This is a genomic window from Rhodococcus sp. IEGM 1409 (genome assembly GCF_030056735.1).
GTDB lineage: Bacteria > Actinomycetota > Actinomycetes > Mycobacteriales > Mycobacteriaceae > Rhodococcus_F.
The window spans coordinates 205206-221632 of sequence record NZ_JASHKN010000003.1 but is presented as its reverse complement, the minus strand read 5'-3'; the positions used below and the strand labels follow the sequence as shown (position 1 = coordinate 221632).

The window sequence follows — 16427 nt, the reverse complement described above, 5'->3', positions numbered from 1 at the left end:
AGTGGGGTGCGTAGCAACACCGGAGAGGTCGAACTCAGGAAATCAACAACAGGCGACGTCAGCGACGTCGAGCATGCCGACAGCAATCAACGCCAACTGGTGGCGGATTACGGGTGCTGTTGCTTCGGACACGCGGTGGACTTTAGCAGAGCACCGGCGCCCACTCTAATCGGGAGAACTAACGGGTGAGAAGCCACGCCACGATCACGAGGAGAATCAGGGCGATCAGGGCGAGAGTGACCCGTGAGCGGGGCATCAGCTTTCCTCTACTTCTCGAGAATTCGTACGTAACCAGCCGAACAGCGGCAGAGCGAGCACGGCGGCCAACACGCGATCCAGACCGATTGCCACCAGGCGGCACAGCGGAACGACGACGATCAGGACCAACGCGACCTGCGGGATGAACGGGAGCCCCGCCATCCACAGCTCGAAGCTGTCCCACCAATCCGCTATCCGATCCACGCCATCACCCTATCCTTCGACCGAAACGGTCCCGACAGCGTATGGATTGGACGTGTGTCGATTCTGGCCGGATGATGGCCGAATGAGTGCTGACGACGAAGTGGTGCAGACGATTCCTCCCGCCTCCACGGGTCACCATCGAAGCAACTTTCCCCCGATCGACGACTACGCGTTTCTTTCCGATTGCGAAACCTCGTGCCTGATTGCCCGTAACGGATCTGTCGAGTGGATGTGCGTTCCCCGCCCCGACTCCCCCAGTGTGTTCGGTGCCATCCTCGACCGCAGCGCAGGCCATTTCCGTATCGGCCCTTACGGCCAGAACGTGCCCGCAGCCAGACGCTATCTGCCGGGCGGACTCATCCTCGAGACAACATGGCAGACGGAGACCGGTTGGCTCGTCGTTCGTGACGCCCTGGTTCTCGGCCCGTGGCACAACGTCGACAAGCGATCGAACACGCACAAGCGCACACCGACCGACTGGGACGCCGAACACACGCTCCTCCGTACGGTCAAATGTGTCAGCGGCACCGTCGAACTCGAGATGAGCTGCGAGCCCGCGTTCGACTATCACCGCGGCACCGCCAATTGGGAGTACACCGGCAAGGTCTACGAGGAAGCGACGGCAACGTGTCGCTCCGCCAAGCCCGGCGACCATCCGACTCTGCGCTTGACCACCGATCTCCGACTGGGTCTGGAAGGTCGCGAGGCCCGGGCCCGGACGCGACTGGTCGAAGGCGACAACGTCTACGTCGCGCTCTCGTGGTCGGACCTACCAGCGCCACAGACGTTCGACGAAGCCGCGGACAAGATGTGGCAGACGTCGAAGTCGTGGCGCGAGTGGGTGACCATCGGCAAGTTCCCCGATCACCCGTGGCGCGGATACCTGCAGCGCAGCGCGCTCACACTCAAGGGCCTCACCTACGCACCGACCGGAGCCCTTCTCGCGGCTTCCACGACGTCGCTACCGGAAACACCAGGCGGAGAACGTAACTGGGACTACCGCTACGCATGGGTTCGCGATTCCACTTTCGCATTGTGGGGCCTCTACACGCTCGGGCTGGACCGCGAAGCCAACGACTTCTTCAACTTCATCTACGACGTGTCGAGTTCGGACAACGGCCAGCCGCACCCACTGCAGGTGATGTACGGCATCGGCGGCGAGCGCACGCTCGAGGAATCCGAACTCAACCATCTCTCCGGATACGACGGCGCCCGTCCGGTGCGTATCGGTAACGGCGCGTTCGATCAACAGCAGCACGACATCTGGGGCACCATGCTCGACTCGGTGTACCTCCACATCCGCACCCGCGAGCGTGTCCCCGAGGCGTTGTGGCCGCTGCTCAAGAAGCAGGTCGAGGAAGCGATCAAGCACTGGCGCCAACCCGACCGCGGAATCTGGGAGGTGCGCGGTGAACCGCAGCACTTCACGTCGTCGAAGATCATGTGTTGGGTCGCCCTCGATCGCGGCGCCAAGCTCGCAGAGATGCAGGGCGAGAAGAGCTTTGCGCAACAATGGACGGCCATCGCAGACGAGATCAAAGCCGACATCCTCACGCACGGAGTCGATTCGCGTGGAGTTCTGACACAGCGGTACGGACACGATTCACTCGACGCGTCTCTACTGCTGGCTCCGCTGCTCCGCTTCCTGCCGGCCGACGATCCACGTATCCGCGCGACGGTGCTGGCGATCGCCGACGAGCTCACCGAAGAAGGTCTGGTCCTGCGCTATCGCGTCGACACCACCGACGACGGATTGAGCGGCGAGGAAGGAACGTTCACTATCTGTTCCTTCTGGTTGGTGTCCGCACTCGTCGAGATCGGCGAACTGGATCGCGCAAAGCATCTCTGCGAGCGCCTGCTCGGATTCGCGAGCCCGCTCAAGCTGTACGCGGAGGAGATCGACGCACACACCGGTCGCCATCTGGGTAACTTCCCGCAGGCGTTCACACACCTGGCGCTGATCAACGCCGTGGTCCACGTGATCCGCGCCGAGGAAGCTGCCGAAGCCGGCGCATTCCAGCCGGCGCACAACGCAACCTAGACCCACTGCTGTGCGCCTTTATTAACCGCCCGCGGTTAATAAAGGCGCACAGCAGTTCTAGCCGGCCACCGCTTCGAGCTGCGGCGTGATCGATTCGAGCGAGTACTTCAGCGACAGCGACGACGGAGTGTTCAGTCCGGCAACAGTCGGATAGTCGACGATGGCCAATCCGCCGCTCTTGACTGAAGGCAGGTCGGCGAACCCCGGCAGCTTCATCATGTCTTCCAGCGTTCCGCCGTTGGGTAGCAGCACCACGACGTCGGCACTGAGAGCGTCGACCCGTTCCGGGCTGAGCACCAGCCGACCACCGGTCACACCGGCCTCTTCGACCAGCCTGGGCGGCAACGACATTCCCAGGCGCGTGAACAATCCCGATGCACCGTCCTTGGGATCGGCGACGATCACCAACTGAGAGGTCGGGAAGACGTACTGCGACAGAAGTGCCGTCCTTCCCTTCAGCCCCGGCAGTCGCTGTGCGAGCGCATCGATCTGCCCGTTCGTGGACTCGACGATCTCGTCGGCCCGCGACTCCTTGTCGAGGACTCGACCGAGAATCTCGACCTGGTCCTGCCACGGATCGACCTGGACGTCGGACAGACCGGCAATTGTCGGAGCGATCTTGCTCAACTGATCAAAATCGTCCTGATCGGCGACGGAGAACCCACCCAAAATCAGATCGGGATCCAAGGCTGCGATTTCTTCGACTTTGAGTGGGACCCCGAACTGCTGAATCGCGGAGCGATCGAGTTCCTTCGCCGACGCGTCGACGCCGCTCTCCCACGGGAACAGGCCACGCTCATCGCCCATCGGGCCGGCAGCCAGGTACCCCACCGGCTGGATTCCGAGCTCGAGCAGGGCGTCGAGCCACTGGGTGTCGGCCGCGACGATGCGGGACGGCGTCCCGGTGATCGTGGTGCACCGAACTTGTGGTCGACCGTGGTGACCCGGCCGTCCGCGATCTCGTCGGCGTCCGAAGACGAACAACCACTGATACCAACGGCCAATGCACCCAAGAGAGCCACCGCCGAGAACTTCATCGCACGCACGAAAATACTCCTCCACTAGTTAGTAGAGGCTAACCTTCCCATATGGGACCCGGCTGTGTCCGACCTTGCTTTCAGGCGAAACGAGCGAGCATACGCTCCGCTTCGGCGCCGATGCGTCGAACCACGTCGCCGGCCGGATGGGTTCCGTGCACGAGACCCACCGCTTCTCCGGCGTAGACGACGCCGCTGTGCGGATCCGACGGGTCGTACGCCCTTGCCAGCGTTTCCTCGTCGGCGTCGACTCCGTGCCATGCGGCGGTGAACTCGTTGGCCACCGCGCGGCCACCCCACCGCTGCGGCCACGGCTGACTTCGGGCACGGTCGAAAACGGAGGTGTAGATCGTGTCGGTGCTTCCGGCTTCGACGACGCGGTCGCGGGCGTAGTCCGGTCCGACCGTCTCCGGGCTGGCGAGCAGCGCCGTGCCGATCATCACGCCTTCGCCACCGGCAGCCAGAACTGCAGCCAAGCCGCGTCCGGTTCCGATTCCGCCCGCAGCAAGAACCGGCAGCGACGTCGCTTCCAGGATCTCCTGCAGCAGCGGCAGCGTCCCGATCCGTCCGGTGTGCCCCCCTGCCTCGCCGCCCTGCACGATCACGGCGTCCACCCCGGCCGCCTCGACGACGCGCAAGTCTTCGAGCGTATTGATCTGTGACACAACAGGAATCCCGGCATTGTGGATGCGTCCGACGTACGCCGCGGGATCACCGAAGGACAGGGTGATCATGGTCGGTGCGACGGCAATCGCGGCGTCGATCATCAGCTCGTTCTCGGGCAGTGACCACGTCATCAGTCCGACGCCGAATTTTCCGCCGATCGACCGAGCCACCTCGGCTTCGGCCTCGATCCACTCGGGTGTGTTGTACCGGGCCGCGCCCAAGAGACCCAAACCGCCGGCAGCCGAAACCGATCCGGCGAGCGCGCCGCCCGCGCGGCCACCCATGGGTGCCCCGAGAACGGGGATATCGATTCCGAACTCTCGGGACAACCAAGTGGTGACCATGCGCTCCTACTTCTTGGGCTTCTCGCCAACCGATTCCGACGTCAGGGCTGCGACGAATGCTTCCTGAGGCACCTCGACGCGACCGATGGTCTTCATGCGCTTCTTGCCTTCCTTCTGCTTCTCGAGCAGCTTGCGCTTACGGCTGATGTCGCCGCCGTAGCACTTGGCAAGAACGTCCTTGCGGATCGCGCGGATGTTCTCACGCGAGATGATCTTGGCGCCGATCGCGGCCTGGATCGGAACCTCGAACTGCTGGCGTGGGATCAGCTCACGCAGCTTCGACGTCATACGTCCGCCGTACGCGCCGGCGTTGGTGCGGTGCACGATCGACGAGAACGCGTCGACAGCTTCACCCTGCAGGAGGATGTCGACCTTGACGAGATCGGCCTGCTGCTCGCCGGCCTCCTCGTAATCGAGGCTGGCGTAACCCTTGGTGCGGGACTTGAGGGCGTCGAAGAAGTCGAACATGATCTCGCCCATGGGCAGCTCGTACCGCAACTCGACGCGAGTCTCGGAGAGGTAGTCCATACCGCCGAGCTCACCGCGGCGGGCCTGGCACAGCTCCATGATGGCGCCGATGTACTCGCTCGGGGCGATGACGGTGCACTTCGCGACCGGCTCGTACACCTCACGGACCTTGCCTTCGGGCCAGTACGACGGGTTGGTGACCACAACTTCGGCCCCGTCCTCCATCACGACGCGATACACGACGTTGGGGGCGGTGGAAATGAGCTCGAGCCCGAACTCGCGCTCGAGGCGGTCTCGGGTGATCTCCATGTGCAGCAAGCCGAGGAAGCCGCAACGGAAACCGAAGCCCAGAGCAACCGACGTCTCGGGCTCGTATGCCAGTGCCGCGTCGTTGAGGCGCAGCTTGTCGAGAGCATCGCGGAGCACGGGGTAGTCGGAACCATCCATCGGGTAGAGACCCGAGTAGACCATCGGCTTGGGGTCGCGATATCCGACGAGAGGTTCGGTGGCGCCGCCCCGGGCCGTGGTCACGGTGTCGCCGACTCGCGACTGCCGAACGTCCTTCACACCGGTGATGAGGTAGCCCACCTCACCGACGCCCAGGCCGACGCTGGCCTTCGGCTCCGGCGAGATGATGCCGACCTCGAGCAGTTCGTGGGTGGTGCCGGTGGACATCATCGTGATCTTCTCGCGGGGACGGATCCTGCCGTCGACCACACGCACGTACGTGACCACGCCGCGGTAGGCGTCGTAGACGGAGTCGAAGATCATCGCGCGGGCCGGACCGTCCGCGTCACCGACCGGTGCGGGGATCTGGACGATCACTTCGTCGAGCAGTTCCTTGACACCCATTCCGGTTTTGCCGGAGACGCGCAGCACGTCGCCGGGCTCGCAGCCGGTGATGTGCGCGATCTCCTCGGCGTACCGGTCCGGATCGGCGGCGGGAAGGTCGATCTTGTTGAGGACGGGAATGATCTTGAGATCCTTCTCCATCGCCAGGTACAGGTTGGCCAGCGTCTGGGCTTCAATGCCCTGAGCGGCGTCGACCAGCAGGATTGCACCTTCACATGCTTCGAGTGCTCGGGAGACCTCGTAGGTGAAGTCGACGTGTCCGGGGGTGTCGATGAGGTGGAGAACGAATTCTTCGCCGTTGACCGTCCACGGCAGGCGCACGTTCTGCGCCTTGATGGTGATGCCGCGCTCACGCTCGATGTCCATGCGGTCCAGATACTGCGCACGCATCGCCCGCTCCTCGACCACACCGGTGAGCTGAAGCATGCGATCTGCCAGCGTCGACTTACCGTGATCGATGTGCGCGATGATGCAGAAGTTCCGGATCTGCGCAGGATCCGTGAACGTCTTGTCGGCGAAGCTGCTGATGGGAGACCCCTTAGTCGGACCGGCGGCGGCCCGGATCCGGGCCACTGTCACCTTGAAGGATATCCAAGTCTTGCCGCGACTGTGCCAGGGGTTCCCGCGGGCAGGTGATTATGCTCGGGCGCTATGGCAAGCATGTGGAAGCAGATCGGCAGAACCCTCGGCGCCCTCGCGGTGGAGAAGGGACCTGCGCTACTGCGCCAGTTGCAGTCGTCAACGTCTCAGTCGTCTACCTCGAAGCCGGGTCCGTCCGGCCGACCGATCGCCGCGCGGACGTCTCCCACTGCACATCGCGCCAGGAGGGTGGAGTATTCCCCCGACCTCGACGGCAAGGCAGATCCGGGCGAGATCGTCTGGACCTGGGTTGCCTACGAGGAAGATCCGACCCAGGGCAAAGACCGTCCGGTGCTGGTAGTCGGCCGCGACGGCGACACGCTGCTCGGATTGATGCTGTCTTCGCAGAGCAAGCGCGAGGGTGAGCGCGATTGGCTCGCCATCGGTTCGGGCCCGTGGGACGGCGAGGGCAGGCCGAGTTGGATCCGGCTCGACCGGGTGCTCGATGTTCCCGAGAGTGGGATCCGGCGCGAGGGCGCCGTCATGGATCACAAGAAGTTCGACGCGGTCGCTGCAAAACTTCGGGCCGACTTCAGCTGGAGCTGAAGCCGACCCGAAGGATAGAAGCAGTATCGATCAGCTGTTCAGACGGTTGAACCGTCCGAAGAGTGCGCGATAGATGAGTGCACCGAGCGCACCGCCGATGAGCGGGAACACGATGAACAACCACACTTGACCTAATGCACCGTCCTGGAACGGCGCCACGGCGAGGCTTCGCGCGGGGTTGACCGAGGTGTTGTCGATCGGGATCGAGATCAGGTGGATTACAGCCAGGGTGAAGCCGATGGACACCCCGGCAAGCGGTACGTCCGAGATCTGATCGGTCGACGCGAGAACGACGAACACCAGCAGTGCTGTCAGCAGGATCTCGATGATCATGGCGGCACCGATGCCGTAACCGTCCGAAACCACGTTGCCGAGAAGGTTCTTCTCGGCCGAAGGACTGTGTGCACCCCAACCGTTTGCGCCCAGTCCGTCAGCAGCACGGTTGTACGCCGGAAGACTGTTCGCAACCGTGTAGATCACGACGCCGGCTACCAAACCGCCGATCACCTGCGCGACAACGTAAATCGCCGCATTGACGGCCGAGATGCGCCCGATCACGAATTGGCCGAGAGTCACCGCCGGGTTGACGTGGCAACCGGAAATCGGTCCGATCGCGTACACGAGGAACAGCAGGGTCAACCCGAATGCGAGGGCCACTCCGAGATTGCCGACTTTCGCCCCTGCGAATACGGCAGTTCCGACCGCGGAGAACACGAGCACAAAAGTCCCCACCGCTTCGGCCACATACTTCTTCACATCCGAGATCGGTTCGACCTCAGTCAATTCCTGTGCAGTTGGAGACATATTCCCACCTTCTTCTCATCGAACGGTAGTAATGCTCACGCGACTAGATTTGCCGGACTTTACGCAAGCCTGGTGATCTCCACAACAACTTCGAGATCTGTGGAGCGGCCGCCGGAAAAGATTCCCTTCAAAGGCGGCACATCCGAATAGTCCCTTCCTATTCCGACCGAGACGTGCTGTTCATTTACAGCTACCGCATTGGTCGGGTCGTATCCCCACCACGCACCGGTCCACGCCTCGATCCACGCGTGCGATTCCCCGACCACCGTGTCCCCGACTGCCGCATCACGTTTGGGGTGGAGATAGCCGGAAACGTAACGACACGGAATACCCATCGTTCGTAGCAATACCAAGGTCAGATGCGCATAATCCTGGCAGACACCTTTCCTGGCAGACCAAGCCTCGACCGCCGACGTGTGCACTCCGGTCGTACCGGGAACATATGACATTTCACCGTAAACCCATTGCGACGCAGCGACTACTGCATCTTCAGGTGATTTATCTTTGCGCAATTCCTTGGCAATTGTCGCCAGCTTACGATCACGCGGAACATATCTCGTGAAACTCAGTTGCTCGTTGAATCGGTCTTTGATCGCTTCACCTGACAATTCATCCCAGTCGACGGTTTCCTCGGGCTGAACGAACGGTTCTGTTTCCACCACCGACAGTCCGGTCACTTCAAGTTCGGTGTGTGGGGCGTGCAAGTCGAACGCGGTCACCGCGGTGCCCCAGTAATCGGTGTACCGGTAGGAACGCGTTGCCGGCTGGGTTTCGACGCGCGTGAGAATCACCGTCTGCCTGGTGTCGCCGCGAGGTGTCAATCGCGCCTCGTTGTACGACGATGTCACCGGGGCGTCGTACGCATATCCCGTGGTGTGCACGACCCTCATTCGCCAGCTCACAGCTCTCCCTCCACCGTCGAATCCGCGTACGCGGCCCCGGCATCCGTCCAAGCGACCCACGGCGCGGCGTGGAAGTACTGCAATGCAATTGCTTCACCCAGTTCGCGGCAGGTCTCCTGCCAACCGAGCAACCGTCCCTGCAGATCCTCGAGCAACACGCCCTGCGGCAGAAACTCGAGCTCACTGCGTGCGCGGCCCAGAAGCCGCGGCGCCTCCGCCCGGATTCCGACGCGACTGCCCGGCTGCGGGTCGAGTTCCTGCAGGCACTTCTCGGCCTGCCTGATCGAGTGGAACACCGAGCGCGGAAAGAGCCTGTCCAACAAGATGAACTCGACGACGCGATTGGCGTCGAGCGCTCCGCGATACGTACGCAGATAAGTGTCATGTGCACCCGCCGAGCGAAGAACACTGACCCACGCCGGCGACGACGGGCGGTCACCGGCGCGCGCCAGCAGCATCCGGACGATCATGTCGACACGTTCGATCGAGCGCCCCAGCAGAAGGAACCGGTAGCCGTCGTCGCGGCTGAGCGTGGAATCCGCCAGGCCCGCGAACATCGCTGCGCGTTCCTCCACGTAGCGGAAGAACTCGTGCGGCCCCAACCTGCGTGATGCACGTTCACGCTCGGCCAATCCGTTATATGTGGTGTTCAAGCACTCCCACATCTCACTCGACGTGACCTCACGCGCTCCGCGAGCATTCTCGCGGGCACTCGCCAGCGAGTCCACGATCGAACCAACCTGGTTGCGGCTGAACGCAACCAGATCGGTAAGGGAACGCACGTCGAGCTTCTCCTCCGGCGCCTCGATGCCGAGGACACGCAAAAGCAAGCGCGACGTGCGGTCAGGGTCGACGGTGGCGTCGTCGAGCAGTTGGTGGACGGCGACGTCGAGGATCCGAGCGGTGTCGTCCGCCCGCTCGACGTAGCGGCCGATCCAGTAGAGAGACTCTGCGTTGCGAGCAAGCATCAGTCACCACGCTCCGTTCGCTGATAGTTCTTGGTAGCTGGGCACTTCTGAGGAGTTCGCTTCTGAGTAGTTCACTGTTGCTGCTGCTGCTGCTGTTGTTGCGAGGTGCTCAGCTCCGGTCCCTGCACCGGCTCCGCGGATTCCGGGGGCTCGGACACCAGTTCCTCACCGGAGAGTTCCGGATCCTCGTGAGAGGTGCGGCTGGCGAGCACCCACGTGTCCTTGCTGCCGCCGCCCTGGCTGGAGTTGACCACCAGCGAACCTTCCGGAAGTGCCACCCGGGTCAGGCCGCCGGGCAAAACCCACACGTCTTCGCCGTCGTTGACGGCAAAGGGCCGCAAGTCCACGTGGCGCGGCGAGAGAACGTCGTCGATCTTGGTCGGCACCGTGGACAACTGCACGAGAGGCTGCGCGATCCACCCGCGCGGGTCTGCCTTGATCTTGCGGGTGATCGCGGCCAGTTCCTTGGGGCTCGCGTCGGGTCCGAAGACAATTCCGTAGCCGCCGGACCCTTCCACCGGCTTGATGACGAGTTCCGCAACCCGGTCGAGGACTTGCTCGCATTCCTCGTCCAACCAACAGCGGAACGTGTCGACGTTCTGCAGGAGCGGCTTCTCACCGAGGTAGTAGTCGATGATCTGCGGAACGTAGGTGTAGACCAGCTTGTCGTCACCGACTCCGTTGCCGACGGCACTCGAGATGACCACGTTGCCCGCTCGCGCCGCATTCAGTAGGCCTGCGACGCCGAGAATCGAATCCGGGCGGAAGTGCATCGGGTCGAGGTACTCGTCGTCGATGCGGCGATAGATGACGTCGACCTGGCGCTCGCCTTCCGTCGTGCGCATGTAAACCATGTTGTCGCGGCAGAACAGGTCGCGACCTTCGACGAGTTCCACGCCCATCTGACGAGCGAGCAGCGAATGTTCGAAATAGGCCGAGTTGGCAATACCCGGTGTGAGAACAACCACTGTGGGGTCCGCTTCGTTGAGTGCAGCACCCGCGCGCAGCGCCCTCAGCAAGTGTGTTGCGTAATCCCCGACGGCCCGCACCTTGTGGGACATGAACAGGTCCGGGAACACCCGAGTCATCGTGCGACGGTTTTCCATCACATAGGAGACGCCGGATGGAGATCGCAGGTTGTCCTCGAGAACTCGGAACTCCCCGGCCTCGTCGCGGACCAGGTCGATACCGGCGACGTGGATTCGCACACCGTTGGGCGGCACGATGCCGGTCGCTTCACGGTGGAAGTGCTCACACGAGGTGACCAGACGGCGCGGCAACACGTGATCGCGCAGGATTCGCTGCTCGCCGTAAATGTCCGCGAGGAACAGCTCGAGCGCCTTCACACGCTGCTTGATGCCCTTTTCCAGCCGCGACCACTCCTGCGCGGCAATGACCCGCGGCACCAGATCCAATGGAAATGGTCGTTCCTGCCCGGACAGCGAGAATGTCACGCCCTGATCGATGAATGCGCGTCCGAGCGCGTCCGCACGCGCGGCGAGGTCGGCACTGCTCGTCGGCGCCAGGGCTTTGAACACGCCCTTGTACGGAGCACGCACCGAGCCGTCGGGCTCGAACATCTCGTCGAAAGCCAACTCGTAGCGACCGATGTCTGAATATCCGTCGAACACTGCGGCGGGACGCGCTCGGGTGGTGGTCGAACCTGTTTTACTCGAACTTTTCGAAGGCGGCGGCGTCATAGGGCAACATGCTGCTACAAGTGGGGCTATTCGGCAGCGCGGCGAGAAATCGGGCGCTCGGTGTACTCTTCTTTCCAGACGCAACGTGCGACGGTTTGGGTTCCTGGGCCCTCGGCTGGTAAACTTGCCAGTCGGTGCATCAGTGCGCCCACAGCTTTTTCGACCGTAACCAGCTAAAGACGACAAGGATTTTACGCGTGGCCAACATCAAGTCCCAGGTGAAGCGAATCCGTACCAACGAGACGGCCCGACTCCGTAACCAGTCGGTGAAGTCCTCGCTGCGTACCGCGATCCGTTCATTCCGCGAGGCTGCGGCAGCCGGTGACAAGGACAAGGCCAACGAGCTCCTCGTCTCCACCAGCCGCAAGCTCGACAAGGCAGCCAGCAAGGGCGTTATTCACGCCAACCAGGCTGCCAACAAGAAGTCTGCACTCTCGCAGGCTGCCAACAAGCTCTGACGTTTCCACTGTGACGGTTCGCCGTCATACTCGTTCGTCTCGATAGCCGCCAGGTCGAAAGACCAGGCGGCTATTTTGCGTTCTCGATCGGGCTTACTGGGCGGGCGGCTCCACGGTCGCGGGACTACTGCTGGCCGCCCGCGCACTCGGCCATGTTTTCCTCAGTTCTTCCGCAGTGCACACACTTTCCGCACTGCCATCTCCAGCGCAAAGGACGAGTCGACGGCGGCGCCCTTCACGTCGGCGTTGAGAGCAGCGACGATCTGCATCGCAGCGCCGATCGACGTGGGATCCCAGCCGCCGACTTCCTTGATCGCCTTCTTGACCTTCCACGGAGGCATCCCGAGATCCGAAGCCAACCGGAACGGGTCACCGCCCCGGGCAAACGGGCCTACCTTCGCGATGGTGTGGACTGCGTCGGCGAGGGCATCAGCGAGCAGAACATGGGCAGTTCCGATCTGATCGGCCCATCGCAGAGCCTCGAGTGCGCCCCGGGTATCACCGACGATGACCTTGTCGGCCACGTCGAAACCGGAAACCTCGGCCTTGCCCGAGTAATACTTGTGGACTGCATCGACGTCGATCTTGCCGCCGGTATCTGCCGCCAATTGTGAGCAGGCCGACGCCAGTTCGCGGAGGTTGGAGCCGACACTTTCGATCATCGCTGCGATCGCGTCGGGCGCAACCCTGACGTCGGCGGTCCGAAACTCACCGCGGACGAAGTCGACCAGCTGACTCTTGTTCAGTTTTCCGCAGCTGTGCACCGTGGCACCGAGCTTCTCGAGCGCGGGTGCCAGTGCCTTCGCGCGACCGCCGCCCGAGTGCACGACGATCAGAACGACGCCTTCGGCAGGCTCGCGCGCCGCTTCGAGTACAAGAGCTACGGCGTCTTTGCCTGCTTCTGCGGCCGATTCCAAGACGATCACACGATCTTCGGCAAAAAGTGACGGGCTGAGCAGTTCAGCCAACTCGGGTGCGTTGGTGTCTCCGGCACGCATCTTGGTCACCGGGAGATCCGAAATGCCCTGGCCGCGATCACCGCGGACGGCTCTGATGAGCTGCGACACCGTGCGGTCGATGAGGAACTCGTCGTCCCCCAGAACAAGATGCAACGGATCGACACCAGACGGATTACTCACCCGAAGATGGTCCCACGAGGAACCGACACGATCGACACAGACCCGCCGCCCCCGCCGTACACGGCGACAGTGCCATCGAGGTCGGTCCGAACCACCGCACCACCCAACGACGCCAGTTCATCGAGGACCTCAGCATTCGGGTGCCCGAAACTGTTGCCGGCGCCGACGCTGATCATCGTCAACCTCGGACGCACCGCTTCCAGAAATGCCGACGACGTGGTCCGGGAACCGTGATGGGGTAGCTTCAACACATCGGCCTTCACGTCCGTTCCCGATCGGAGAATGGCCTCCTCCCCCGCAACTTCGGCGTCGCCCGTCAACAGAATTCGACCCGCGTCCGTGTGCGCCATGACCACCAGCGACTGATCGTTGGCGGCATCCGCGGCATCCGCGGCGTCGACGGAATCGCGGGGAGCCGGAACCGACGGGCCGAGGACCTCCAACTTCACCGATCCCAACGTCAACTGTGCGCCCGCCCGCAACGAGACAACTGGAACACCGTGCGAGTCGGCGGCATCCTTCACCGCTCGAAAACCCGACTCCGGCAACAACATCGAACCGACTCCGACTGCGGCGACCGAACGTCCACCCAGAACTGCTTCCAATCCCCCGATGTGATCGGCGTGAAAGTGACTGATCACGAGCAACGCGATGTCGTTGACGTCCAACATCTTCAGGCAACGATCCATCGACGTGGGGTCGGGACCGACATCGATGACAATCACCCTGTCGTCTCCGGTCGCGAGCACGAGGCCGTCCCCTTGACCGACGTCGCACATCACCAGTACCCACCCCGGAGCAATACGGCCACCCCTAACACATGTTGAAAGATCAGGGCCAGAACGACACCCAGCACGAGGACGCCGACCACCCATCTCGAGATCCGATTCCACAGTGTCAGCGCTACGGCCAGTAAGACGCCCGCGATGACAAGAGCACCGATCATTCCTGCCGGTACCACCACCGACGCTCCGGGAAGTGACGCGGTCCACTCGGACACGTACAGCAGCCACCCCATCGGAGGCCGGACGAGCGGAGCAATGAACACGGCAATCGATGGACTGATCAGCGCGCACAGGGCAATCACCGCACCGAACACCGTGATAATTCCGATCACGGGAGCTACCGCCATGTTCGCGGCAATCGTGACGACACTGAATGTTCCCGCCATGGCGCCCACCAACGGTGCAGTCACGACAAACGCAGCACTGGAGACAGCCGTCATCTCCGCAAGCCAACGGGGCCAACCTCGCCGACGGAGGACATCCACCCACACGGGGGCAATGATCACCAGCGCACCCGTGGCCGTGGTCGACAGCGCAAACCCCCAGTCGACGGCAAGCTCGGGCATCACGACAACCAGAACGATGACAGCTGCAGCAAGAGCAGGCAGCGCCTGTTTGCGACGACCGGTGACCAAACTGAGCAGGCCGATCAGGCCCATCACCGACGCACGCAGAACACTCGGCGACGGCCTCGCGACGACAACAAAAGCAACGAGGGCCATCAGTGCCAAGACGGCGCCGACCCGCGGACTCAGCGCCGCCGCTCTGACCAACAGCAGGACGGCCCCGAGCAGAATGCTGATGTTGGCGCCGGACACCGCGGTGAGATGGGAAAGCCCGGCAACGGTGAAGTTGTCCTTCACCACCGGCGACAACGCCGACGTGTCTCCGACGACGAGGCCCGGCAGCAGACCTGCCTGATCCGGCGGGAGCGCAGCCGAGCACGCAGCCGCGAAACGAGTGCGCACCACACTCGCCCATCGCTGATACCAGGGCACTTCTCCCACCGCGACGGGAGGCCCTTCGGACGTGATCACGGCGAGCGTGGAATCGCTACGCCATGGCTGACTCGCCCGGCCGCGAACCGTGAGGCTCTGCCCTGGAACAACTTCGAGCCACGACGCACTGGGCGCCCGGATCGTGACCAGGCCGCCTCCGGAGTACCTGTGGTTATGTGCAGTCACCGAATTGACGGTTGCCCTGAAGAAGACCTGACCTTGACCCGCCGCACCGGAGACCGCGCGCGGATCCTCCACAGGTTCCACTTCGACACTCACCCAGGCTCCGTCGAGGGCAGCTCGGGTCAGTGGGTGACTCTCCACCTCGGACGCCCGCCATCCGCTGACGACACTGCACCCGATACCGAACAGTAATGCCGCCAACATGATTCGTGCCCACCCCGCAGATGTCCGGCGTACAACGACGACAGTCAGGATTGCCGCTGGAACCGCACATGCCGCCAGCACCCACGCAGTGGTCGCACCGTACAAGATCCCCACGGCGCTGCTCCCCCACACTGCGACTGCCGACGGCAGCAGCCGAGCGTCGAGAACGGGCTGGACCTCCGATTCGGTCATACCGACACCAGCACTCGCAGCTTCGCCAACCTTGCCGGGCCGATCCCGTCGACTTCCCCCAATTGTTCTACGTCCGTGAATTTTCCGTTGGAAGTGCGCCAGGAAATAATCGCCGCGGCCGTTACCGGCCCCACCCCGGGCAGCTCGTCCAGTTCGGCCTCGGTCGCGGTGTTGAGGTTCACCAGGCCGGCTCCGCCCGTTTCGCCTGCAGCGGCGGGGCCGGTATCTCCCGCGGTGGTGCTCGAACTCGCTGAACCACCGCCGGACTGATCGGCAGCACCCACCACGATCTGATCACCGTCGGCAAGCTTCTGCGCCAGATTCAGGCCCACCGTCTCGGCTCCGTCGAGCACTCCACCTGCCGCAGCGAGCGCGTCAGCGATGCGCGAGCCCGGAGGTAGGTTGACAAGCCCCGGCGTGCGCACGAGCCCGACGACACTGACTACCAGAGCCTCAGGCGGCTGCTCTGCTACGACGCCCGCGGGTACGGGCTGGGCTGAATCAGAGGTTTCAGTGTTGACCACGGCAACACCCTGCTCGGCCAGGTTCTGAGCTGCGGGCAGCGGTGGGACCGCCTGCATACTCGGAGAATCCCACCACACGGTGAACAGGCCGATCGCCGTGGCCAGCGCAGCGACGATCGCCAACACCCAGGTCGCCGATCGGCTAGGGCGCCAACGTGTTCCGCGCCAACGCTCGGGCAGTCGATCGAACCTAGACGCGACGGGTTGAGCTTCGTTTTCGTCCTCCTCGAAGTCCTGAAGCCACTCCGGGGACCTCTCGAATGGCTGCGGGGACCTCTCGAAAGACACTGAACCCTCGAATTCGTCGACGTCCTCGTGTCGCCGCCTGTAGTTTCCGTCCATCGCCGCGAGGCGATCACGCGCCCGCTCGCGCTCCTCGCTGATCCTCATGACTGGACGCTAACGAGAGACCTCGCCGCCAACGACGAACAATTTCAATCTGTGGAGAACTCACGGGTTGTGGAGAATTCGTCTCGCTGCTGGTTGTGGTCACCGAGTGATCCGGCCGGAGAATA

At 63.2% G+C, this 16427-nt stretch carries 14 protein-coding genes and 1 pseudogene; 3 read left to right on the top strand and 12 right to left on the bottom strand.

Going from position 1 to position 16427, the window contains the following annotated elements:
- Positions 1 to 42: 42 nt before the first annotated feature.
- A complete protein-coding gene (locus QM716_RS29250; RefSeq protein WP_309599318.1) occupies positions 43 to 132 on the bottom strand; it encodes an Ms4533A family Cys-rich leader peptide in 90 nt (29 codons plus the stop codon).
- A 123-nt stretch (positions 133 to 255) separates the two neighbouring features.
- A complete protein-coding gene (locus QM716_RS10910) occupies positions 256 to 462 on the bottom strand; it encodes a hypothetical protein (RefSeq protein ID WP_192712958.1) in 207 nt (68 codons plus the stop codon).
- Positions 463 to 544: 82 nt separating this feature from the next.
- Here QM716_RS10910 and QM716_RS10905 point away from each other — a divergent pair, with 82 nt between their 5' ends.
- The gene (locus QM716_RS10905) at positions 545 to 2503 is read left to right on the top strand and encodes a glycoside hydrolase family 15 protein (RefSeq protein WP_283304163.1); all 1959 of its coding nucleotides are present in this window, start codon (positions 545 to 547) and stop codon (positions 2501 to 2503) included.
- Between the two features lie 57 nt (positions 2504 to 2560).
- Here the strand turns inward: QM716_RS10905 and QM716_RS10900 are convergent, their stop codons facing one another.
- The 3 genes from QM716_RS10900 to lepA all read right to left on the bottom strand — a co-directional run bounded on the left by QM716_RS10900 (position 2561) and on the right by lepA (position 6449).
- Positions 2561 to 3487 (bottom strand): ABC transporter substrate-binding protein, encoded by a 927-nt coding sequence (locus QM716_RS10900; protein ID WP_283304162.1) that lies wholly within the window; start codon positions 3485 to 3487, stop codon positions 2561 to 2563.
- Between the two features lie 133 nt (positions 3488 to 3620).
- Complete coding sequence (locus tag QM716_RS10895; protein WP_283304161.1) at positions 3621 to 4550, bottom strand: NAD(P)H-dependent flavin oxidoreductase; 930 nt, start codon at positions 4548 to 4550, stop codon at positions 3621 to 3623.
- A gap of 6 nt (positions 4551 to 4556) precedes the next feature.
- On the bottom strand, positions 4557 to 6449 hold the full coding sequence (gene lepA / locus QM716_RS10890) for a translation elongation factor 4 (RefSeq protein WP_283304160.1): 1893 nt from the start codon (positions 6447 to 6449) through the stop codon (positions 4557 to 4559).
- Between the two features lie 72 nt (positions 6450 to 6521).
- Between lepA and QM716_RS10885 the strand changes: the two genes are divergently transcribed.
- The gene (locus tag QM716_RS10885; RefSeq protein WP_283304159.1) at positions 6522 to 7055 is read left to right on the top strand and encodes a type II toxin-antitoxin system PemK/MazF family toxin; all 534 of its coding nucleotides are present in this window, start codon (positions 6522 to 6524) and stop codon (positions 7053 to 7055) included.
- Positions 7056 to 7085: 30 nt separating this feature from the next.
- Here the strand turns inward: QM716_RS10885 and QM716_RS10880 are convergent, their stop codons facing one another.
- The 4 genes from QM716_RS10880 to QM716_RS10865 form a co-directional block, all read right to left on the bottom strand.
- The gene (locus QM716_RS10880) at positions 7086 to 7859 is read right to left on the bottom strand and encodes an aquaporin (protein WP_283304158.1); all 774 of its coding nucleotides are present in this window, start codon (positions 7857 to 7859) and stop codon (positions 7086 to 7088) included.
- A 59-nt stretch (positions 7860 to 7918) separates the two neighbouring features.
- Positions 7919 to 8749, bottom strand: a complete 831-nt coding sequence (locus QM716_RS10875; protein ID WP_283304464.1) for a transglutaminase family protein — start codon at positions 8747 to 8749, stop codon at positions 7919 to 7921.
- Between the two features lie 8 nt (positions 8750 to 8757).
- Positions 8758 to 9729, bottom strand: coding sequence for an alpha-E domain-containing protein (locus QM716_RS10870; protein ID WP_095969748.1), 972 nt, complete (start codon positions 9727 to 9729; stop codon positions 8758 to 8760).
- Between the two features lie 71 nt (positions 9730 to 9800).
- Positions 9801 to 11429 (bottom strand): circularly permuted type 2 ATP-grasp protein, encoded by a 1629-nt coding sequence (locus QM716_RS10865; protein ID WP_283304157.1) that lies wholly within the window; start codon positions 11427 to 11429, stop codon positions 9801 to 9803.
- A 197-nt stretch (positions 11430 to 11626) separates the two neighbouring features.
- Between QM716_RS10865 and rpsT the strand changes: the two genes are divergently transcribed.
- Complete coding sequence (rpsT, locus tag QM716_RS10860) at positions 11627 to 11887, top strand: 30S ribosomal protein S20 (protein ID WP_283304156.1); 261 nt, start codon at positions 11627 to 11629, stop codon at positions 11885 to 11887.
- A gap of 161 nt (positions 11888 to 12048) precedes the next feature.
- Here the strand turns inward: rpsT and holA are convergent, their stop codons facing one another.
- From holA to QM716_RS10840, 3 genes and pseudogenes are all read right to left on the bottom strand, one after another.
- On the bottom strand, positions 12049 to 13026 hold the full coding sequence (holA, locus tag QM716_RS10855; protein WP_283304155.1) for a DNA polymerase III subunit delta: 978 nt from the start codon (positions 13024 to 13026) through the stop codon (positions 12049 to 12051).
- A pseudogene (locus QM716_RS10845) lies at positions 13023 to 15388 on the bottom strand (ComEC/Rec2 family competence protein). The gene holA and the pseudogene QM716_RS10845 overlap by 4 nt, the downstream one beginning before the upstream one ends.
- Positions 15385 to 16302: a ComEA family DNA-binding protein gene (locus tag QM716_RS10840; RefSeq protein WP_283304152.1), complete on the bottom strand. Its 918-nt coding sequence runs from the start codon at positions 16300 to 16302 to the stop codon at positions 15385 to 15387. Before QM716_RS10840 ends, QM716_RS10845 begins: the two are co-directional and overlap by 4 nt.
- Positions 16303 to 16427 lie beyond the last annotated feature (125 nt).